This is a genomic window from Mobiluncus mulieris ATCC 35243, from assembly GCF_000160615.1.
In the GTDB taxonomy this organism is placed as follows: domain Bacteria; phylum Actinomycetota; class Actinomycetes; order Actinomycetales; family Actinomycetaceae; genus Mobiluncus; species Mobiluncus mulieris.
Genome location: NZ_GG668518.1, coordinates 713,976 through 732,494, shown reverse-complemented (window position 1 = coordinate 732,494; position 18,519 = coordinate 713,976). Strand labels below are relative to the sequence as shown.

The 18,519-nt window shown below is 57.2% G+C and carries 14 protein-coding genes; 7 read left to right on the top strand and 7 right to left on the bottom strand.

Features of this window, described 5'->3' with window-relative positions:
- Positions 1–80: 80 nt before the first annotated feature.
- A complete protein-coding gene (locus HMPREF0577_RS03085) occupies positions 81–1,124 on the bottom strand; it encodes a PAC2 family protein (protein WP_004012203.1) in 1,044 nt (347 codons plus the stop codon).
- 107 nt (positions 1,125–1,231) lie between these two features.
- On the opposite strand from HMPREF0577_RS03085, the gene HMPREF0577_RS03080 reads away from it, so the two are divergent.
- The 3 genes from HMPREF0577_RS03080 (at position 1,232) to HMPREF0577_RS03070 (ending at position 6,723) form a co-directional block, all read left to right on the top strand.
- Positions 1,232–3,556, top strand: a complete 2,325-nt coding sequence (locus HMPREF0577_RS03080) for a HelD family protein (protein ID WP_004012202.1) — start codon at positions 1,232–1,234, stop codon at positions 3,554–3,556.
- A gap of 51 nt (positions 3,557–3,607) precedes the next feature.
- Positions 3,608–4,849 carry a phosphoglycerate dehydrogenase gene (gene serA, locus HMPREF0577_RS03075; protein ID WP_004012201.1) on the top strand — a complete coding sequence of 414 codons (1,242 nt, stop codon included), beginning with the start codon at positions 3,608–3,610 and terminating at the stop codon, positions 4,847–4,849.
- A gap of 95 nt (positions 4,850–4,944) precedes the next feature.
- Positions 4,945–6,723 carry an AMP-binding protein gene (locus HMPREF0577_RS03070; protein ID WP_004012200.1) on the top strand — a complete coding sequence of 593 codons (1,779 nt, stop codon included), beginning with the start codon at positions 4,945–4,947 and terminating at the stop codon, positions 6,721–6,723.
- Positions 6,724–6,895: 172 nt separating this feature from the next.
- Here the strand turns inward: HMPREF0577_RS03070 and nrdR are convergent, their stop codons facing one another.
- Together nrdR and HMPREF0577_RS03060 are read right to left on the bottom strand one after the other, a co-directional pair.
- A complete protein-coding gene (nrdR, locus tag HMPREF0577_RS03065; protein WP_036369526.1) occupies positions 6,896–7,342 on the bottom strand; it encodes a transcriptional regulator NrdR in 447 nt (148 codons plus the stop codon).
- 117 nt (positions 7,343–7,459) lie between these two features.
- Positions 7,460–7,915, bottom strand: coding sequence for a LysM peptidoglycan-binding domain-containing protein (locus tag HMPREF0577_RS03060; RefSeq protein WP_004012198.1), 456 nt, complete (start codon positions 7,913–7,915; stop codon positions 7,460–7,462).
- A gap of 254 nt (positions 7,916–8,169) precedes the next feature.
- On the opposite strand from HMPREF0577_RS03060, the gene lexA reads away from it, so the two are divergent.
- Positions 8,170–8,925: a transcriptional repressor LexA gene (gene lexA / locus HMPREF0577_RS03055; RefSeq protein WP_004012197.1), complete on the top strand. Its 756-nt coding sequence runs from the start codon at positions 8,170–8,172 to the stop codon at positions 8,923–8,925.
- 131 nt (positions 8,926–9,056) lie between these two features.
- Here lexA and HMPREF0577_RS03050 read toward each other — a convergent pair whose 3' ends face one another.
- Both HMPREF0577_RS03050 and hflX read right to left on the bottom strand, forming a co-directional pair.
- Positions 9,057–11,078 (bottom strand): ATP-dependent DNA helicase, encoded by a 2,022-nt coding sequence (locus HMPREF0577_RS03050; protein ID WP_004012195.1) that lies wholly within the window; start codon positions 11,076–11,078, stop codon positions 9,057–9,059.
- Positions 11,075–12,616, bottom strand: a complete 1,542-nt coding sequence (hflX, locus tag HMPREF0577_RS03045) for a GTPase HflX (RefSeq protein WP_004012194.1) — start codon at positions 12,614–12,616, stop codon at positions 11,075–11,077. The genes HMPREF0577_RS03050 and hflX overlap by 4 nt, the downstream gene beginning before the upstream one ends.
- Positions 12,617–12,789: 173 nt before the next feature.
- On the opposite strand from hflX, the gene HMPREF0577_RS03040 reads away from it, so the two are divergent.
- From HMPREF0577_RS03040 to HMPREF0577_RS03030, 3 genes are all read left to right on the top strand, one after another.
- A complete protein-coding gene (locus HMPREF0577_RS03040) occupies positions 12,790–13,791 on the top strand; it encodes a hypothetical protein (protein ID WP_248613661.1) in 1,002 nt (333 codons plus the stop codon).
- A gap of 58 nt (positions 13,792–13,849) precedes the next feature.
- Positions 13,850–14,698, top strand: a complete 849-nt coding sequence (locus tag HMPREF0577_RS03035; RefSeq protein WP_004012192.1) for a class I SAM-dependent methyltransferase — start codon at positions 13,850–13,852, stop codon at positions 14,696–14,698.
- A gap of 191 nt (positions 14,699–14,889) precedes the next feature.
- The gene (locus tag HMPREF0577_RS03030; protein WP_248613660.1) at positions 14,890–15,837 is read left to right on the top strand and encodes a YbjN domain-containing protein; all 948 of its coding nucleotides are present in this window, start codon (positions 14,890–14,892) and stop codon (positions 15,835–15,837) included.
- On the opposite strand, the gene miaA is transcribed toward HMPREF0577_RS03030, so the two are convergent.
- Positions 15,766–16,725, bottom strand: a complete 960-nt coding sequence (gene miaA, locus HMPREF0577_RS03025) for a tRNA (adenosine(37)-N6)-dimethylallyltransferase MiaA (protein ID WP_004012190.1) — start codon at positions 16,723–16,725, stop codon at positions 15,766–15,768. The two genes, HMPREF0577_RS03030 and miaA, sit on opposite strands and share 72 nt — an antisense overlap.
- The gene (gene miaB, locus HMPREF0577_RS03020; RefSeq protein WP_050756877.1) at positions 16,722–18,365 is read right to left on the bottom strand and encodes a tRNA (N6-isopentenyl adenosine(37)-C2)-methylthiotransferase MiaB; all 1,644 of its coding nucleotides are present in this window, start codon (positions 18,363–18,365) and stop codon (positions 16,722–16,724) included. Before miaB ends, miaA begins: the two co-directional genes overlap by 4 nt.
- Positions 18,366–18,519 lie beyond the last annotated feature (154 nt).

Genomic DNA, 18,519 nt, shown 5'->3' with positions numbered 1-18,519 from the left:
CCGAAAGAAAACCACCAAAGCGGGCACCGCTAAACAAAACCCAGCGAGACTAACCCAACGAACCAAAAACTACAGAAGCCCTAGTCCTCTTCCACATCCTTACGGTGACGGGGACGACGCTTCGGGCGCATCGGGTCGATATCGCGGCGCTCATAAGGAGTCTCACGCAAAGACGACAAACCCGAATTACTGTTCTTTTCGAAATCGCGATCCAGATTCTTTAACTGTAAACCCCGCGACAAGCGGTCACTACGCTCCAAAAACTCCTCGAGTCGAGCACCCAGCTCGTCAGCTGTGGGCAAAGGCTCGGGCTTCGTCTCAATAATCGCATCCGGCTTGGCCTCGTCGAAATTCTTCTCGAGCATTTCCACAATGACCTTAGCCTCGGAAGCCTGATCGACCATCTGATTGATTTGCCCCAAAGTCACGGTTGCCGCCGCTTCCACGTCACCCACCGGCAAAGCCAACCCAGTTTGCGAAACCACTGCCTGCATGATGGCCGCTGCGGCCGGCGGATAGTCCCCCTCTGCCAGGTAATACGGCACCGCCGCGATAATCCCCAGAGAATCAAAACCAGCCTCGCCCAGGGCGTATTCCAAAAGCTGATCCATCCCCGCCGGAATCGTCATCTCGCCTTGCATCCTGGGCTGTTGCGGTAAAGATTTCGGATTCGAGCCGTGCATATGCACTGGGGTGGGGCGCGTATGCGGCACCCCCGCTGGCATCCCCGCCACCCCCACGATTTGTTTCACGCCCATAGTTCTAGCCAAATCCAACACGGTTTGCACAAAGGCGTTCCAGCGAGCATCCGGTTCCGGACCGTGCAAAACCAAAAAATTTGTGTCGTTATCGTCGGAGAGCAAATCCAGTTTAATTTCGGGCATTTCCAAGTCAGAGAAATGCCAGTCTTCAAAACGCAACCAAGGGCGATGCGAACGGAAGTCGATGAGTAAATCAGAGTTGAAAGTAGCCACAGTTTTAACCGGCAGGGTATCCACCAGGTGTTCTATCAGACCACGACCGGCATGACCCGCATCCATAGCACCATGCAGATGGTGCAGCAGCACCGTAGCGCGAACCTTGGAGTTCGTGCCGGGAAGCAGTAATGAATAGTCTGGTGTCATGTTCCTCCTCACTCTCCTTAATAGATTACCCCGTTTCAAGCTTAATTCGCTTGGGAGGTGGCTTTTAGGTCATAATTGATTACCACGTTTTCCGACAGGGAGGCTCAATGGAACCCAGTCCTGACGACACGATACGCCACCAAGAGCTGGCTAAAGAGCAGGGATTTGTTGACAAAGCCTATGCCGCTTTAGACGCTTGGCGGCATGTTTATCGTGAACAACAAGCAAAAATCGCAGCCCAGATTTCGGCCAATCCTTCGGCTCGAGCTGACCGGGATGCTTTGGCAGCCCACTACGGAGACGAGGCCGCTCGTCTGGAAAGTGTTGAAAACCACCTGGTTTTTGGACGCTTGGATATGGAAAACGGAACGCAGTTTCACATTGGCCGAGTGGGGTTGCGAGAATCTGCGTCAAGTACGGATAATGACCCGACGAACGCGAGTGTGTCGCCAAGTGTGGGCGACGCAGCGACAGCAACGAGCCCAGGCAGTGCAGAACTGGAAGATGCGCTGTCCCACCAACTGCTAATCGACTGGCGAGCCAAAGCCTCCCGGCCTTTCTATCAAGCCACCGCCGTGCAGCCCATGGGCGTGTTGTGCCGACGTCACCTCGGCACCGAACTGCGCCAGGTGGTGTCCCTAGAAGATGAATTATTGAATACCGACGCGGCCGATACCACCACATTGCAAGGGGAAGGAGCGTTGCTGGCAGCCCTGTCCTCGGCACGCGGGGGACACATGCAAGACATAGTCGGCACCATTCAAGCCGAGCAAGATCGGGTGATTCGTGCGGATTTGAATGCATTTCTGGTGGTGCAAGGCGGCCCGGGAACCGGAAAAACTGCGGTGGCTTTGCATCGCGCGGCTTATTTGCTCTATGCCCACCGAGATTTGCTGGGCAGCACCGGGGTTTTGGTTATCGGTCCAAACAAGACGTTTTTGCGTTATATCGAGCGGGTTTTGCCGGCTTTGGGGGAAACTGGAGTGGTCAGTATCACGATGGGCGAGGCTTTCCCTGGGGTGAAAACCGTGGCGGAGCGCCCTGAACTGCGAGCGTTAAAAGGCGATACCCGCTGGATTAAAGTCGCGGCGGCGGTCGTGGCAGATTTGAAACGTCCCCCCGCAACCGACCAGGAACTTGACCTGGGGCATGTGCAGCTGACTCTCAGTACAGCCTTGGTTCGTGATGCCATGGAGGCCGGGTCTCACGCCGGTAGCACTCATAATCAACGCTGGGCAGCTTATGCGAAATACTTGGTGCGTGAGCTCACAGCCATGTATGGCGGCGCAGAGGCTCGCCCCCAAGATTTAGAGTGGATGACCGAAGAAATCCGTTCTTCGCCGATAGTGCGCCGCGCCATAAATCGAATGTATCTGCCGGCTTCGGCTCCCCAACTGTTGGAACGTTTATATGCCCATCCGGACTACTTACGCCGAGTGGTTGCCCTGGCAAAGGTAGCGTTCACGAGTCGCGAATTGCAATCCTTGGTTCGCCCCAAAGGAACTCCATTTACGGATGCTGATGTCCCGATTCTTGATGAACTGGCCGAATTGTTGGGACCAACACCCGGACTCACCGACGAGGGCTCGGCGGCTCGCGCCCACGCCCAACGGGAAGTCCAGCGGGCTCGCGATGCCATCGAAGCCATGGATTTGGGCGGCGGCCTCGTGAGCCCAGCCCAGTTAGCGGCCTCGACCCGAGGAGTGGAAATCCTCTCCCCCTTGGAACAACGTGCCCGGGCGGATCGGTCTTGGGCCTATGGGCATGTGGTGGTCGACGAAGCCCAAGAGCTAACTCCCATGGATTGGCACCTGTTGTTGCGCCGCTGTCCCTCGCGGTCTTTCACTGTGGTAGGAGATGTGAACCAGGCGAGGCACCCCGGCGATGCTACCGACTGGCAAGGGCTATTGGGACCGGCAACCCGTGCCAACCCGGTTATGGAGGCTCTGACGATTAACTACCGCACCCCACGCCGAATTATGGATTTAGCCCAGCGAGTATTGGCGGCCAATGGCGGGTGTGTTCCCGTTCCGTGTCATTCTGCACGCGACCTCGAGGACTGCCTGGAAATTACAGACTTGCCTGCGGATATCTCTCTCGAAGATTTGGTGGCTCCCACCCGAAGAATTCTCGACCAAGAGGTGTCACGGCTCGAAACAGAGGTCGGCAGCGGTGAAGGCCGCCTGGCGGTGATTACGAATCTAGGAGCCGACTTTGGGGCGGCTCTAGGTCTGGCTCAGACTGATCCGCTAAATGACCAGGTCACGTGGATAACCCCGGAGGCTTCCAAAGGCTTGGAATTTGATGTGGTAGTTTTGGTCGACCCGGCGGGCGTGGCACAGGTGTCAGCGGGGGATTTATACGTAGCGATGACCCGTCCCACCAGGCGTTTACACATGATTAAAACCGGAGCCGTGCTGGGAATAGATTGAAACCGTCTATAGTTATTAAGAAAACAATGAAAATAGCGAGAAAGTACAGGTATGATGAAAATTCTTTTGCTTGAAAACCCGCATACGATAGCCGATAAGACATTTCACGATGCGAATATAGAGGTGCAGCGCATCGACGGTTCCTTGGATGAAAACGCGCTGATAGAGGCGTTGCAAGGATGTCAGATGGTGGGGATTCGTTCGAAAACAAATCTGTCCCGCCGCGTGTTTGAATCTTGCCCAGACTTGATTTGCGCTGGAACTTTTACGATTGGCACCAACCAAATCGATTTGAAAGCGGCGGCGACCCACGGGGTCGCAGTGTTTAACGCCCCCTATTCTAATACCCGTTCGGTAGCGGAATTGGCTATCTCCGAGATTATTGCCTTGGCGCGGTTGCTGCCGGTGCGAAACGCGCATATGCAGCGTGCCGACTGGCAGAAAACTGCTCAAAATTCCCACGAGGTGCGCGGGAAAACCCTGGGGATTATCGGGTATTCCTCTACGGGTACCCAGCTCTCGATTCTGGCCGAGGCTATGGGGATGCGGGTTCAGTTCTATGACTTGGCCAAGAAGCTGCCGATTGGCAATGCTAAACAGTGTGATTCCCTGGAAGAAGCCTTGCAGGGGGCTGATTTTGTCAGCCTACATGTGGATGGACGGCCAACGAATCGCAATATGTTCGGGGCACGCGAGATTGCCATGATGAAACCAGGTTCAAAGCTGTTGAATCTCTCGCGGGGATTCGTGGTGGATGTGGATGCCCTGGCGGCCGCCCTGGATTCAGGGCATCTGGGGGGTTGCGCGGTGGATGTGTTCCCCGAGGAACCACTGAAAAACGGCGGACCTTTCGAATCTCCCCTGCTGGGCAAGGAAAACACGATTCTGACCCCACATATTGGTGGTTCTACCCTGGAGGCGCAAGAAGACATTGGTAGCTTTGTTTCCGCCAAGATTTGCAACTATATCCAAACCGGGGAAACCGTGATGAGTGTGAATATGCCCACTCTGTCCTTGCAGCCAACCGAGAGAACCCGCTATCGCATGAGTGTGATTCACCAAAATACCCCCGGTGTTATGGGGCATATCAACCAGGTAATGGCGGCAGCGAATGTGAACGTTGAAGGCCAGATTCTGGGCACGAACGGCGAGGTGGGCTATGTGATTGCCGATATTGCCTCTGAGCTGCCGGTGGCTGCGGTGCAAGACATCAACGCCATGGACACCACAATCCGTTGCCGGGTCATACCTTTACCTGGTTTTACCCGCGTGGATGCAACCACGGTGAACTAAGCGGTTTGGACGTGCGGTTGCCGGTCAAAATGACAGTTGACCGGCAACTATGTTTAAACTGGATATAACGCTTGCCGAATTGGAGAGGAAAACCCTTGACTGACACCGTCGATTTGCTTGGTCTAGCCCCCGCTGCGGGGATTCACCTGCCTCGCTATGTACATACTCCCCCGGAAAATGATTCTGAGCTGACCAAACGAATGCGGGAGCTTTACGATCCAAAGGTTCCCCGTCAAGTTCCTATCACCGACGAACTGCTGATTGATATGCTGCGGCGCATCTCTAATAAGTATCCGCGTCGCGTCGCCTTGGATTTTTTTGGTGCCACCACCAGCTATCGTGAGCTGGTTCACCGGGTACAGCTTACGGCAGCTTTACTGCGGGAACGCGGCGTGGAAAGGGGGGATCGGGTTTCATTAGTTGCCCCTAACTGTCCCCAGTTTATCTACGTGCTCTATGCTTGTCTGCAAGTAGGGGCGGTTGCCGTGCTGCACAATCCCCTAGCCACCCCGGTGGAACTGAAGTGGCAGTTTGAAAACGCCGAACCGAAACTGATTTTTGCCTGGCAGAAAACCGCTGTCACTATCCGTGAGGTGGCCGCCGAAGTGGCCGCAGAGCTGATTTCGATTGACATGGCGCGGGCTTTGCCGCGCCACCTGCGGTTTTCTTTGCAGCTTCCGGTTAAGAAAGCCCGGGATTTGCGCAGTCAAATGTGTGATGCGGCGGCCAAAGATTTGCCGGATTTCAATGATTTATTGGCTCACTGCAAGCCTTTCAACCGCATTACCCGCGTCGATCCCGATATTCCAGCGGTTTTGCTGCATACGGGGGGCACCACGGGGAAGCCAAAAGCGGTGATTTTGACCAACCGTAACTTAGTTTCTAATCTGTGGGCTAACACCACTTGGGTGACGAAACTGCGGGAAGGCCAAGAAACCTGGTACTGTGTCTTGCCTTTCTTCCACGCCTTTGGTTTGACCTTGTCTTTGAACGGAAACTTAGCTTTGGGGGGGACGGCCGTGTTATTCCCGAAGTTCGATGTCGAAGGGATATTGCGCGCGCAACGACGGCGTCCCGGCACGTTTATTGTCGGGGTGCCCCCAATTTTTGACCGCCTAGCGAAGGCGGCTGTCAATAACCCGAAAGTGAATTTGCGCTCGTTTTCCTACGCAATTTCCGGGGCAATGCCCCTGACGGAAGAGGTCGCCAAACGCTGGGAAAACACTACGGGAGGATACCTCATCGAGGGCTACGGGATGACCGAGACCTCCCCCACCGTACTAGGCTCCCCCATGAGTCCCGACCGTCGTTTGGGCTATATGGGTATCGTCTTCCCCTCTATTCAGGTTAGAGTGGTGGATCCGGAAAGCAACCAAGACGTGGAGCCCGGCCAGATTGGCGAACTGATAGTGAAAGGACCGGGGTGCTCACCTGGTTACTGGCGCGACCAGGTCGAGACGGACTTGTTATTCACTGCGGACGGCTGGTTGAAGACCGGGGATTTGGTAGAGGAAAATGACTGTTTCTTGAAAATGTCGGATCGGCGAAAAGAGCTGATTATTATCTCCGGTTTCAATGTTTACCCTTCCGTAGTAGAGACCGCGATTGCGTCCATGCCTCAGGTACAAGAAGTTGCAGCGGTGGGGATTCCTGACCAGGTTGACGCAGCTCGCGGGGAGCAAGTTCACGCCGCGATTGTGTTGAAACCCGGTGCTAGCCTGGATCTAGACAAGGTACGCAGTTGGGTGAGTGAGGTTTTGCCACGCTATGCCATGCCACGCTCCGTGTCTTTCCCCGAGAGCCTAGAGAAAAACCAGATGGGCAAGATTCAACGTCGCAAGGTTCGCGACTCCGTGTTGAAAGAGCTGTCCTAGGCTGCTTCGGGCTTGAACATCCGAAAGGAGAGCTTCATGGCAAGAAAAGTCAGGATTCTCGGAGAGCAAGACCAATCCGCGCCAAATCAATAGAGAGAAAACCTAAGCGCTAGAACAAAATCAACACTCGACGCCAACAGAGCCAAGAAGTAAAATGAACAGCAATTTTTCCTCACCTGCGGTGCTTGAGTGAAGCGATGGCGGCCTCGAAATCCTCGAGGGTGTTGAAGTCAGAATAAACCGAAGCGAAACGCAAATAGGCCACCTCGTCCAAGGCCTTCAAGGGCTCCAGGATAGCTTTCCCTACATCCTCAGCGTTAATGACGGCAGCACCTTTTTGTCGCAAAGTCTCCTCGACTCCTTGAGCCAGCAGCGCCAATTGTGAATCGGTGACCGGACGTCCCTGGGTAGCTTTGGCCATCCCCGCAATAACTTTGTCCCGTGAAAACGGCTCGGTAACCCCGGAGCGTTTCTTTACAAGCAACAAAGTGGTTTCAACTGTGGTGAAGCGCCCCCCACAGTGGGGGCATTCCCGACGACGACGAATCGAGGCGCCGTCTTCGGAGGTACGCGAGTCAATCACGCGAGAGTCTTCGTGGTGGCAAAACGGACAGTGCAAAGCTGAATCCTTTCTAAAGGACATTCCAGGAGCTCTTACCGTAAGATTAAACGAATTTTTTTGCAAGCGCGTGAAAACCGGCTCAAGAAGTTGCGGATTCGTATTCATTGTTCTGACTTAATAGATGGGAATCAGCAGCTGGTCGCCAGTTTGCAGCACAGAAGCTGCATCGAGATGATTGATTTGCATCATTTGCGCCACAGCTTCCCCGGGGGGTAGCGCCGTGACATTAGCGGCGGCGAGACTCCACAGGTTGTCCCCGGGAAGAACTGTATAGGAGAAGTAGTCAACAGGTACCAACCCAAAACTTGGGTCAAGGCCAATTCCCACCAGAGCGCCTAGAGTCACCGCCGCCACTAATGCCAAAATAAAAACCCCCACCGAACCGGCAATACGCCACCAAGAGAGCACGGGAACACCCACAGTTTCCGCCCCCAAGCCGGGAACCAACCGGAGCCGGGGTGAGTGGTGTTTCCTCCGCACCGCCGGATGATTCGGAGCCAAGGATTCATAGTTGAATTCAAGTTCTTCGCCGCCCCAAGCCGGAGCCAAAACTGCAGTCATTATCATCATCCCATTCACTCGAACATTTGTTCGTACGAACACTTGTACGTATAATATAAACCATCATCGGCGCGTTGTCGAGCCTAAATCGAACATTTGTGCGAATATAGATTTAGATAAGCAACTAGCCGAAGTTGGTAAGACCAGTCTCCAACCAGCCTCAAAGCGAAAATTACGCTTCGTTGCACTCGGGTTTTCCGTTGCAAATACGCGAGAAAACCCAATCTAGTTCGGGACAAGTTTTTAGACAGAAAGGAACCCCAGTGAGCGACCTCACGAAACGACAGCGGGAAGTGTTGGACACGCTCTACCGCCTCAGCCGTGAGCTGAGCTACCCCCCCTCGGTGCGAGAATTGGCCTCGGCTATGGGGCTGTCCTCGCCTTCCTCCGTTCAGCATCACCTGGAAGTACTGGTCGAAAAAGGGTATTTACGCCGGGTTCCCAACCAGCCTCGCGCTTTGGAATTCGTAAAGCTCCCCGAGGGGACACCCGTGGTCACGACCGAAATGGCACCTCATGCGCCCGAAGCGCCGAAGGTATACAGCGAAACCCAACGTAACAACCAAAATAACTCCAGCCTCAAAACGACCGAAAATATCTCTGCCACCATCCACACCATCCCTATCGGCGTGGCGGACACCGCCGACTCCAACGCCATCCCACTGGTGGGACGCATCGCTGCCGGCACCCCGATAACCGCCGAAGAACTGGTGGAAGACACGTTTATGCTACCAAGACGCTTCACCGGAGCCGGGGAACTGTTTATGTTGGAGGTCAACGGGGAATCCATGCGTGACGCGGCGATTATGAATGGGGACTGGGTGGTGGTGCGCGCCCAAAACGAGGCTCGTAACGGGGATATTGTGGCCGCCATGCTGGAAGGCGAAGCCACGGTTAAGGAATTCTCGCGGGACAAAGGGCATATCTGGCTGTTGCCACATAATCCCAGTTTTGAGCCAATCCCCGGGGATGGCGCGACAATTCTAGGGAAAGTTGTGACCGTTATTCGTGCGCTTTAATCCGCAACACCACTCAAAAACACCACCAGGGCACCTGAAACTAGACCGCCGGCGTAAAACGCTAGCATTTTAGACTCGCAACACCACGGAGCCTCGATATGTGGCGCTGCCAGCAAACACGCGACACGTGCTTAAGCCTCGGCTTCGAGACCTTCCACCAAACGCCCCAGCGCGCCAAGAACCACCGAGGCATCGGTACTTGGCCACAGCGGCGGCATCGAAGTAATAATGAAACGCCCGTAGCTTTTCGTGGCCAAGCGGGAATCCAATACAGCCACCACGCCCCGATCGCTGCCAGAACGCAGCAACCGTCCCGCACCCTGCGCCATCAACAGCGCCGCATGGGTCACCGAAACCTCCATGAAATCACTGCGCCCCGCCTGGCGCACCGCCTCGCATCGCGCCTCTATCAAGGGATCGCTGGGAACCGGAAAAGGAAGTCGGTCAATCACCACCAAGCGACATGTCGCTCCAGGTAAATCCACTCCCTGCCACAGGGACAAAGTTCCCATCAAACAGGCCGAGGAATCCTCGCGCATCTCACGCACCAGCGCCGCCACGGAATCCTCGCCTTGCACCAGAATCGGCCAGTCAGTGCGCTCGCGCAAGACTTCTCCCGCCTTTTCGGCCATGCTCCGGGAAGAAAACAAGCCCAATGCCCCACCCCGTGAAGCTTGTACCAAAGCCACCAACCGATTCCAAAAAACCTCAGGGTGCTCGCCGCGACCCGGGGCGGGCAAATCCTTGGCCAAGTACAAAATCCCCTGTTTGGCAGGCTGGAACGGCGACCCCACATCCAAAGTTTTCGGGGCGGGCACAGCGCGATTCAAGCCAACCTGGTGCAAAACCGGCTCGAAACTGCCCCCCAGCTTCAAAGTAGCCGAAGTCATCACCACGGCAGTATCCGCCCAAATCCGAGCAGCCAGCTTATCCGCAACTTTCAAGGGAGCCACATAGAGCCGGGGTTCCTGGTCACGTTCATAACCGCGAGTTAACCACAGCACGTTTTGCCCAGATTCCACCCTGTCGGGATTCATCGCCTCCAGGGTTTCCAACAGGCTAGACAGTACCCCCTTGGCCACGGCAGTTTTGGGGGTTTCCTCTTTTTTATTGGCCAAATCAGCCAACCCCTGTTTCAAGGCGGGAATTAACACGGTTCGGCATTCTGCGATGGCGGATGGCACTACCTTGAACCGACCGTCTTCCAGGTGGGAAAACCCAATCTGCAAGGCCAAAGCCTGGTCGGCTAGCCGCTCGGCACATTCCAAACCAACCCGCCCGGCGGCTTTGCTGGCGCTCGCCACCAGACTCGCACTCAGCTCGGTAGTAGCCTGGCTGCGCACTCGCTCCACCAAATCATGCGCCTCGTCCACCACCAGCGCATCATATTCCGGCAGCGGAGTAGCCCGACCCGCCGCTGCCAGCCCCAACATAGCGTGATTCGTCACCACAACCTGGGCACCGGCAGCACGTTGGCGCGCCTGCACCTGGAAGCACTGGTCACGAAACGGACAGGTATCCCCCACGCATTCCAGAGAGGACAGCGACACTTGCCTCCAAGCTCGGTTCGTGATTCCAGCGGGGGCTTCGTCGCGGTCTCCGGTGTCTGTTTCCCGCGCCCATTCATAGAGTCGTTTAGTCTGGGCGGCGTATCCGCGTGGCCGGCGCGCCCGTCGGTCACACGCTGACTGCGCCCCTTTCCCCCCCGCTTCGGCCATCTCTTCGGGTGCTATCATATCCGCTGCCGCGAATAAATCCTCGCCCAGCCCTTCGTATCCACCATTCAACTTATGCAAACAGACATAGTTTTGCCAGCCTTTCAGCACTTCCACCCGAGGGCTTTCACCCAACACTTTTTTCACCGCCGCCACCGCCAACGGGGCGTCCTTAGCAATAATCTGGTGTTGCAAGGCCAGGGTGGCGGTGGAAACCACGACCCTAGTGTCCTCAGTGGCGGCGTATTGCAAAGCTGGAATTAGGTATCCCAAGGATTTCCCAGTGCCAGTACCGGCTTGTACCGCCAGGTGTTCGCCTTGCGTGAAAGCCTCGGCTATGGCTCGAGCCATCACGACTTGTCCCGATCGCTTCGTGCCGCCAAGCGCCACCACGGCCGCTTCGAGGATATCTTCGCAGGTGGGTTTCGTTTCGCTCATGTTATCCTCTCGGTATTCACGGGGGGTTCATGAGGTGCCATCCCAGGTGTCGAGCATTTTGCTTCATCCGCGACTGGCTTGTCGAGGGTTGCGCCCAACGCTTGATTCAGCAGTCTCGCCGCCAAGGCGGGTTCCACCCAGGCATCAACAAACGTGCCGTCCACCCGTGTTTCTTGGCTTACCAGGCTTCCCTCGCGGTAAATCCGCTCCAGCAAACCGGTGTTTTCCCACCGCACCAACACCCGTACCCGCTGTTGGGGCCAGGGTAGACGCGAGGCGATAACCTCTTGCAGTCGTTCAATTCCTTGACCACTACGAGCCGAGACTTCCACCGCCTCAGGCAGCAACCGCCGCAGCAGCGCCAAAGTCGGGGCACTAGCCGCATCAACCTTGTTAATAACCATCACCACCGGGGTGTGTCGAATGGATTCAATCGTGTCTAGGGTAGCGTTCACCGCCTCAATTTCGCCCATCGGATCGGGATTCGCCGCATCCACCACATGCAACAGCAAATCCGCCATCGCGGTTTCCTCCAGGGTGGAACGAAAAGCCTCGACCAACTGGGTAGGCAACCGACGCACAAAACCCACCGTGTCCGCCAGGGTATACACCCGCCCCGTGGCCGTGTGTGTCTTACGCACGCTGGGATCCAGCGTGGCAAACAAGGCGTCGTGTACCAATACATCCGCCCCGGTCAAACGGTTCAACAGTGAAGACTTCCCGGCATTCGTGTAACCCACAATCGCCACGGCCGGGACTCCCCCGGCACGCCGCGCCGCGCGTTTCGCTTCACGGGTAGGAGCCATCTCTCGCAGCAGTCGACGCAGGCGACTCATCCGGGTGCGGATGCGGCGCCGGTCAAGTTCGATTTTGGTTTCACCCGGGCCCCTTGAACCGATGCCCTCACCGCCGGCGGCTCGTCCGCCGGCCTGGCGACTCATGGATTCGCCCCATCCCCGCAAACGCGGCAACAAATACTCTAACTGCGCCAGTTCCACCTCGGCCTTACCTTCGCGGGAGGTCGCGTGTTGAGCGAAAATATCCAGAATCACGGCCGTACGGTCAATCACCTTGACCTTGACCACGTCCTCTAGGCCGCGCCGCTGAGAGGGGGCGAGTTCGTCGTCAACAATCACCGTGTCAGCCTCTAAGCTAGCCACTAGGGCACGCAGTTCTTTAGCTTTACCAATCCCCAAAAACGTGGCCGCATCGGGACTTTCCCGACGTTGCGTTATCCCGGCCAGCACCTTTGCCCCCGCAGTTTGCGCTAAAGCCGCCAGTTCCCGCAGCGAGTATTCGGCCTTGTCTCGGTCGGTTTGAAAAATTCCCACCAACACGACTTTTTCCAGCCGCACCTCACGGTATTCAACCTCGGAGATATCAGAGAGTTCCGCACCCAAAGACTCCCCCCGACTCAAGGCATAGCGTTCTTCCCAGCGCGCCGCCTGGTCACGAAGATACTGTTGCTCACGCTGGTTTCCCCCCTCCGGCCAAGTTTTCCGACCAGTCTCGTTCCCCGGGTCGCGCCAACCATCCAAACCAAGTAAGGACTCTCGCTCCGCACCCGCCTCCAGGTCACTCAGTTTCTGCGAACTGCAACGATTCTCTGGGCGTGGTCGCGACTCTCGACCCGGTTGCGCTTCAAATGCTGCGGATGTGCCCCGATTTGCCCCCAAATTATTTCCCTTCCGTTAAAATTCTCTTAGCCCCTATGGAGAGGTTTTCGCCATTGACTTTTAAGGATAAACCCAACCCCTCCCCCGAAAATAGCGCTAAGTCGACACCTCGGGGGGAACGGCGTTCTGCCTTCGGGCAATCCTTGCCTCGCACTGCCCCCGTTGAAGCCGACACCAGTAATTCACGCCAACGCCGCCAACAAGCCCTGTTCAATGTCCCGGATTGGCGCAACGAGGATGACATTATCATAGAAGCCGCTCAACACGACCCGACCATCACGGTTCCGGAACGGCTGCGTCCCCGGGTGCCGCGAGTGATAGAAGGGCGACCGCCTCGCGAGTCTGGCGAAGGGTTGGCCGTGGATTTAGCAACTCTGTTGGGTACGGCTAAGGCTGTGATTTCGTCGGGTTCACGAGGTGCCATCCCAGAAACCGAGCCCGCAACCACTTTGTCTGGTCTGGATACAAAAGATGCGTCCAGACAGGATTTGGAGCTGGCACCTCATGAATCCGACCCCGAAAGCGACGCGGCCAACGAACCACAGGCCGCTCATAAAACCGAGCCTAAACCCCGCCCCACCAACGCCCCCGTGCCCCCACCGCTGCTGCGGATTATGCACAGGTCCGATGCCGACAAAAACACAGCACGCCCGACGGTAATCAGTTTCGGGGAAGGCCTGGCGCGAATGCTGGGAAATCTGGTGGCGTTAATGGTGCCCACCCTGTGCGTGTTGCTGCTTTCGGGATGGGGACCCAAAGAAGTCGCGATTATTTTCGAGGATTTCTGGGCATATCTGGGACTCGCGTTTGGGCTGACCGTGATTTTGGTAGGCCTGGATGTGGCGGCGCAACTGGCGGCAACGCGGATGCGACTGGCGAAACCGGGCGAGTGGATTTTGGAATTCGGGCTTTCTTCACTGGGCGTAGGTTTCTGCCTGTTCTTCTTTACGTTTTCCGTGTTGGGGGCGTTGCTCTTGGCGCTGGTGATGAGCGTGCTGACTTCGCTGCTTTCCGTGTTGGTGGCCAAGATTTTTTGATGGCACCTCATGAAAGCCCTAGAATTACCAGCGCCGAGCCGAGCAGAAGGATACCTAGATGAATAGACGCCCTCATAAACAGCACTTTGCCGCGAGGCGCGACGGTAGCACGGGAAACCCCGGCACGAAGCACAACGGCACGAAGCACAACGGCACGAAGCACAACGGCACGGCGCAAAACCGCACGGCATACAACAGCACGACGCACAACAGCTCGACGCACAACAGCTCGACGCACGCCCGGAGGAAAAACTCGCCCCCCACCCCCAAAGCCCACGCCACGCCGAAACCCGAGGGAAACGAACAATACTTTGCGGCCAACCCCAGCGCCGCCGCGCGCCCCCGGGAACTCGAAGTGGAACTGGCGGGGATGACTTTTCGGATACACACCGACTCTGGGGTATTTTCCGGGGATGGCCTGGACAAGGGCACGGCGGTGTTGCTGCGTAAAGTCCCGAAGTTGCCCGAGGGTGGGGTCTTCGTGGATGTGGGTTGCGGTTGGGGACCGTTGAGTCTGGTGATGGCGCGACAGCGCCCGGCGGCGCGGGTCGTGGCGGTGGATGTGAACGCGCGCGCCCTGGATTTGACCGCGAAGAACGCCCGGGAAAACGGGCTGGGAAACCTCGAAGTCCTGGCAGAGACAGCCGCTTTGGCGCAGCTGGCGGATGGCAGCGTGGACGTGATTTGGTCCAATCCCCCGGTGCGTATCGGCAAGGATGCGCTGCACGCGATGTGGACGGCGTGGCGGGTGAAGTTGCGTCCAGGCGGGGTCGCATACCTGGTGATGGGGCGAAACCTGGGGGCGGATACCTTTGCGGCGTGGGCTCGGGACTCGGGCTGGGAGACGGAACGGCTCGCGTCTTCCAAGGGTTTTCGCGTACTGCAGCTACGCCCCATGGATACATAAGCGCTTTGATAGAATATCGCGCCAAGTAAAATCCCAGGTCACGGGCTAGCCTTAAGCGCACATGTCAGGCATTCTTGACGCTATGTGTCCATGATGGGGGTTTCATGAGGCGCTAGCCAAAATCTAGACGGGATTTAAAATGTCTGCCCAGTTCGCCCCCGTAACCGCGCGCACCCGACTACGATTTAGCTATGCCGCAAATGACGATGCAATGTCCCCAGGCGGTCACACTGGATCGAATCTGTGATGCTCTAGATAGTGCTGGCCGAAACTACGTGGTTGACGTTTGCAGTACTGGACATATGCTCATGATTCCGTGTTCCACCGCCACCAGTTATATCGACCTGGTGACGGGGGTCTTACGCCTGCGTAGCGTGTGGCGTGGTGCCATCCCCACCATGGAAAAACCCGAACTTTACCCCTATATCTTGCGGCACAATCGCGAGGTGGTGGGACCGAAAGCCATGATTTATGAACACGGCGACTACCTGCATGTTTCCACCCAAACCAGTTTCCAGGTCACGGCGGGAATGGGGTCGCAACAACTCGAGGCTAGCCTGTTGCTGGCACTGATTATGGTCGAGCGTTTCACACACGCCCTGGAATCCAGCTTCCAGTGGGTTCAGCCCGAAGACAAGTACATTTTCCACCGCGATATGCTGCAAAAACAGCATGTCCTCCAGGTTCCCAGTGCTGTCTACAAGGATGACCCCACTCAACGGGTTGATGGAGACTTCGTGGACAAAACCTGCAACCGACTGCACCTGCGTACCCAACGTGACGGCTCGGTTTTCCATCTGCTCGATGCCCCGCGAATCCTCAACTCCACCCAAGAAACCGTGTTGCGCTTGTTCGGCGAAGACACCTGGTTTTCCGTCTCGGCTCTGGTGCGTTTGCCACATTCGGTACCACCCGAAGAACTGTTCTTGGCAGTGAATAACTCCAATATCGAAAATGCTTTGGGTGAAATCAGCATTCTCGGGTTACGCCGGAATCCTTACTTGCGGGTAGATTACCTGATCCCCACCGGCGAAGGTCTGTCAATGCACCAGTTAGACACGCAAATCCTAGTCGGCGTGGGCGTATCCACGGATTTGTTGACTCGCTTGGGTCAGCAGCACCCCAAATTCTTTGCTTGACATCGCCAGTTCCACCAAACGCGCCTCGCGACGAAACCATTTAATCTGTCTACGCGACAACTGCCGGGTGGCCAAGGCGGTTTGCTCGATTGCTTCCGCCACACTTAGCTCGCCCTTAAGAACCCCCGCCGCCTCGCGATACCCGGTGGCCTTCCGCGCCGTGACCCCCAGGGGATGCTCGGTATCTGCCAACAAACCTCGGGTTTCTTCGACCAGGCCACCCGCGAACATCGCACGGGTACGCACCGCAATCCGCGTGTCCAAATCCGCCAAATCCCGGGTGCAGTAAAACTGTAGTGTGTCATCTTGCCAGTATGTCCCGTCGGGCAAGGATGCGGAAAACGGCTGGCCAGTCAGTTCAATCACCTCTAGGGCTCGCACCAGGCGCCGCCCATTATTGGGGTCAATCCGCCCCGCCGCCACTGGGTCACGTTCCGCTAGCACCTCATGAAGCGCGGAAGCGCCCAAAGCCTCCAAACGCGAGAGCCAGCGTGCCCGCACCGCCGGGTCAGTCGGCGGAAACGCAAGCTTGTCGGTCAAAGCACGCACGTACAGTCCGCTGCCCCCCACTACCAAGGGCAGGGCGGCACGGGCTTGGATGCCCAAGACATCGGCGCGCGCGTGGCGTTGGTAGGCCGCCACGGAAGCCTCTTCATGAGGTGCCAGCACATCTATCTGATGGTGGGGGATCCCCCGCCGTTCGGTTTTCGGGGTTTTCGCCGTGCCGATATCTAGCCCACGATAGAGCTGAAAAGCATCGGCACCCACAATCTCGACCCCGCCGGGGAAAACCGCTTGAAACCAAGGCTGTCCCAACAACATTTCGGCCAAATCCAGGGCGAAATCACTTTTCCCACTGGCGGTGGGGCCAACCACGGTGACTATCAAGAGGCAACTCTCCGGCGACGCGCCACCACGGGAATCCCCGGCATTCCCAGTTGAATCCCGTGCCCCGGGGCAGGCGCACTCTGGCTAGCTTCCCATAAATCCCCGGCGCGGGTGCGGTGCACCTCGAACCGGCCACCCGCCAAGGCGGAATCCGCCACCAGATGATGTGGGGCACCGTGGGTGACCTGAACGGTGACGAAATCGCCGGGGCGCGGCATTGGTGGTTCGCCCCCCGGATGCATCAATTTACCGCCTGAATGCGTTATTGCACTGCCGTTACCCTTCTGTAAGTCGCTTTGACTCAGACTCGGGGGCAGCGCGAAATGCACCAACCGATTATCCCGAGCCCGACCCGACATTCGCCCGGTTTCCCGGTCTTTCGTGCCCTGTTCCCCAACCAGCACCTCGACTGTTTGGCCTTCGAGCCGCTCGTTTTCCTCGGTGGAAATTCGTTCCTGCAATGCGAGCAACCGCTGGTAGCGTTCGGACACTACCTCGGACGGGACTTGGTCTTCACGGTCAGCGGCGGGGGTGCCGGGGCGCCGAGAATAAATAAACGTAAAGGCCGCCGAAAACCGCGCTTGTTCCATCACCCGCAAGGTGGCCTCGAAATCCGCGTCGGTTTCCCCGGGGAATCCAACGATTACATCGGTGGTGATAGCGGCCTCCGGAATAGCATCGCGAACCTCACCCAATATCCGCAAGAATCGCTCCACCCGGTATGACCGCCGCATTTGACGCAGCACTCGGTCTGACCCGGATTGCAACGGGAAATGCAGCGACGGCATCACGGTAGGGGTTTCAGCCATCGCCGCTATCACATCTTCGGTAAAAGCCGCCGGGTGGGGGGAAGCAAACCGCAGCCGTTCCAACCCGGGAGTGCGTCCCGCCTCGCGCAGCAACTGGGCGAATGCCCCGCGTCGACCGAAGCCGTTACCATAGGAGTTCACGTTTTGTCCCAACAGCGTGACTTCCACCGCGCCTTGCGCCACAACGGCTTGCAGTTCCCGCAGAATCTCTTCGGGTTCCCGGTCGCGTTCGCGCCCCCGCAGGGACGGCACAATGCAAAATGTACAGGTATTGTTGCACCCTACGCTGATTGACACCCAGGCCGAAGCCGGGCTGGTGCGGTGCGCTGGCAACATCGAAGGAAAGACTTTCAGAGTTTCTTCCAGTTCCACGGCGGCCTCTTGGCGTAGCTCCGCGCGGCGCAGCAACACCGGCAACATGTCGATATTGTGGGTGCCGAAAATCGCGTCAACCCACGGGGCACGCCGCAAAATCCCGGAACCCTCTTGTTGGGCGAAACACCCACCGACCGCAATCATCATGCCGGGACGTTCGCGTTTCACCTCGGCCAACTGTCCCAGGTGCCCATAGAGCTTATTTGCCGCGTTTTCTCGCACGGAACAGGTGTTTAGCACCACCACGTCAGCTCCCCCGTCGCCGGCGCGGGTGGCACGCGCAGCCTTTTCGGGCACACTCGACACCGGCACCATCCCCGCTGCATCCAGCAGCCCCGCCATACGTTCCGAGTCGTGCTCATTCATCTGACACCCCAGGGTCACCACATGATAGGTGCGCGGTAGCCCCCTCTCGGCTGGCGACAGGGGTCGGTTGGCGACAGCCGCAGTTTTCATACCGGACGCTTCCATAATTTGGGGACTACTCACCGGCTTATTCTAAGGCATCGGTGTCGATTTTGCTGTTTTCGGCGCCGCCGGGATGGTTATATTTGAGTCAAATGTGTTCTAAGTGCGTCAGTCTGCCCGGTAAGCTGCAGGTCGGGGGCGT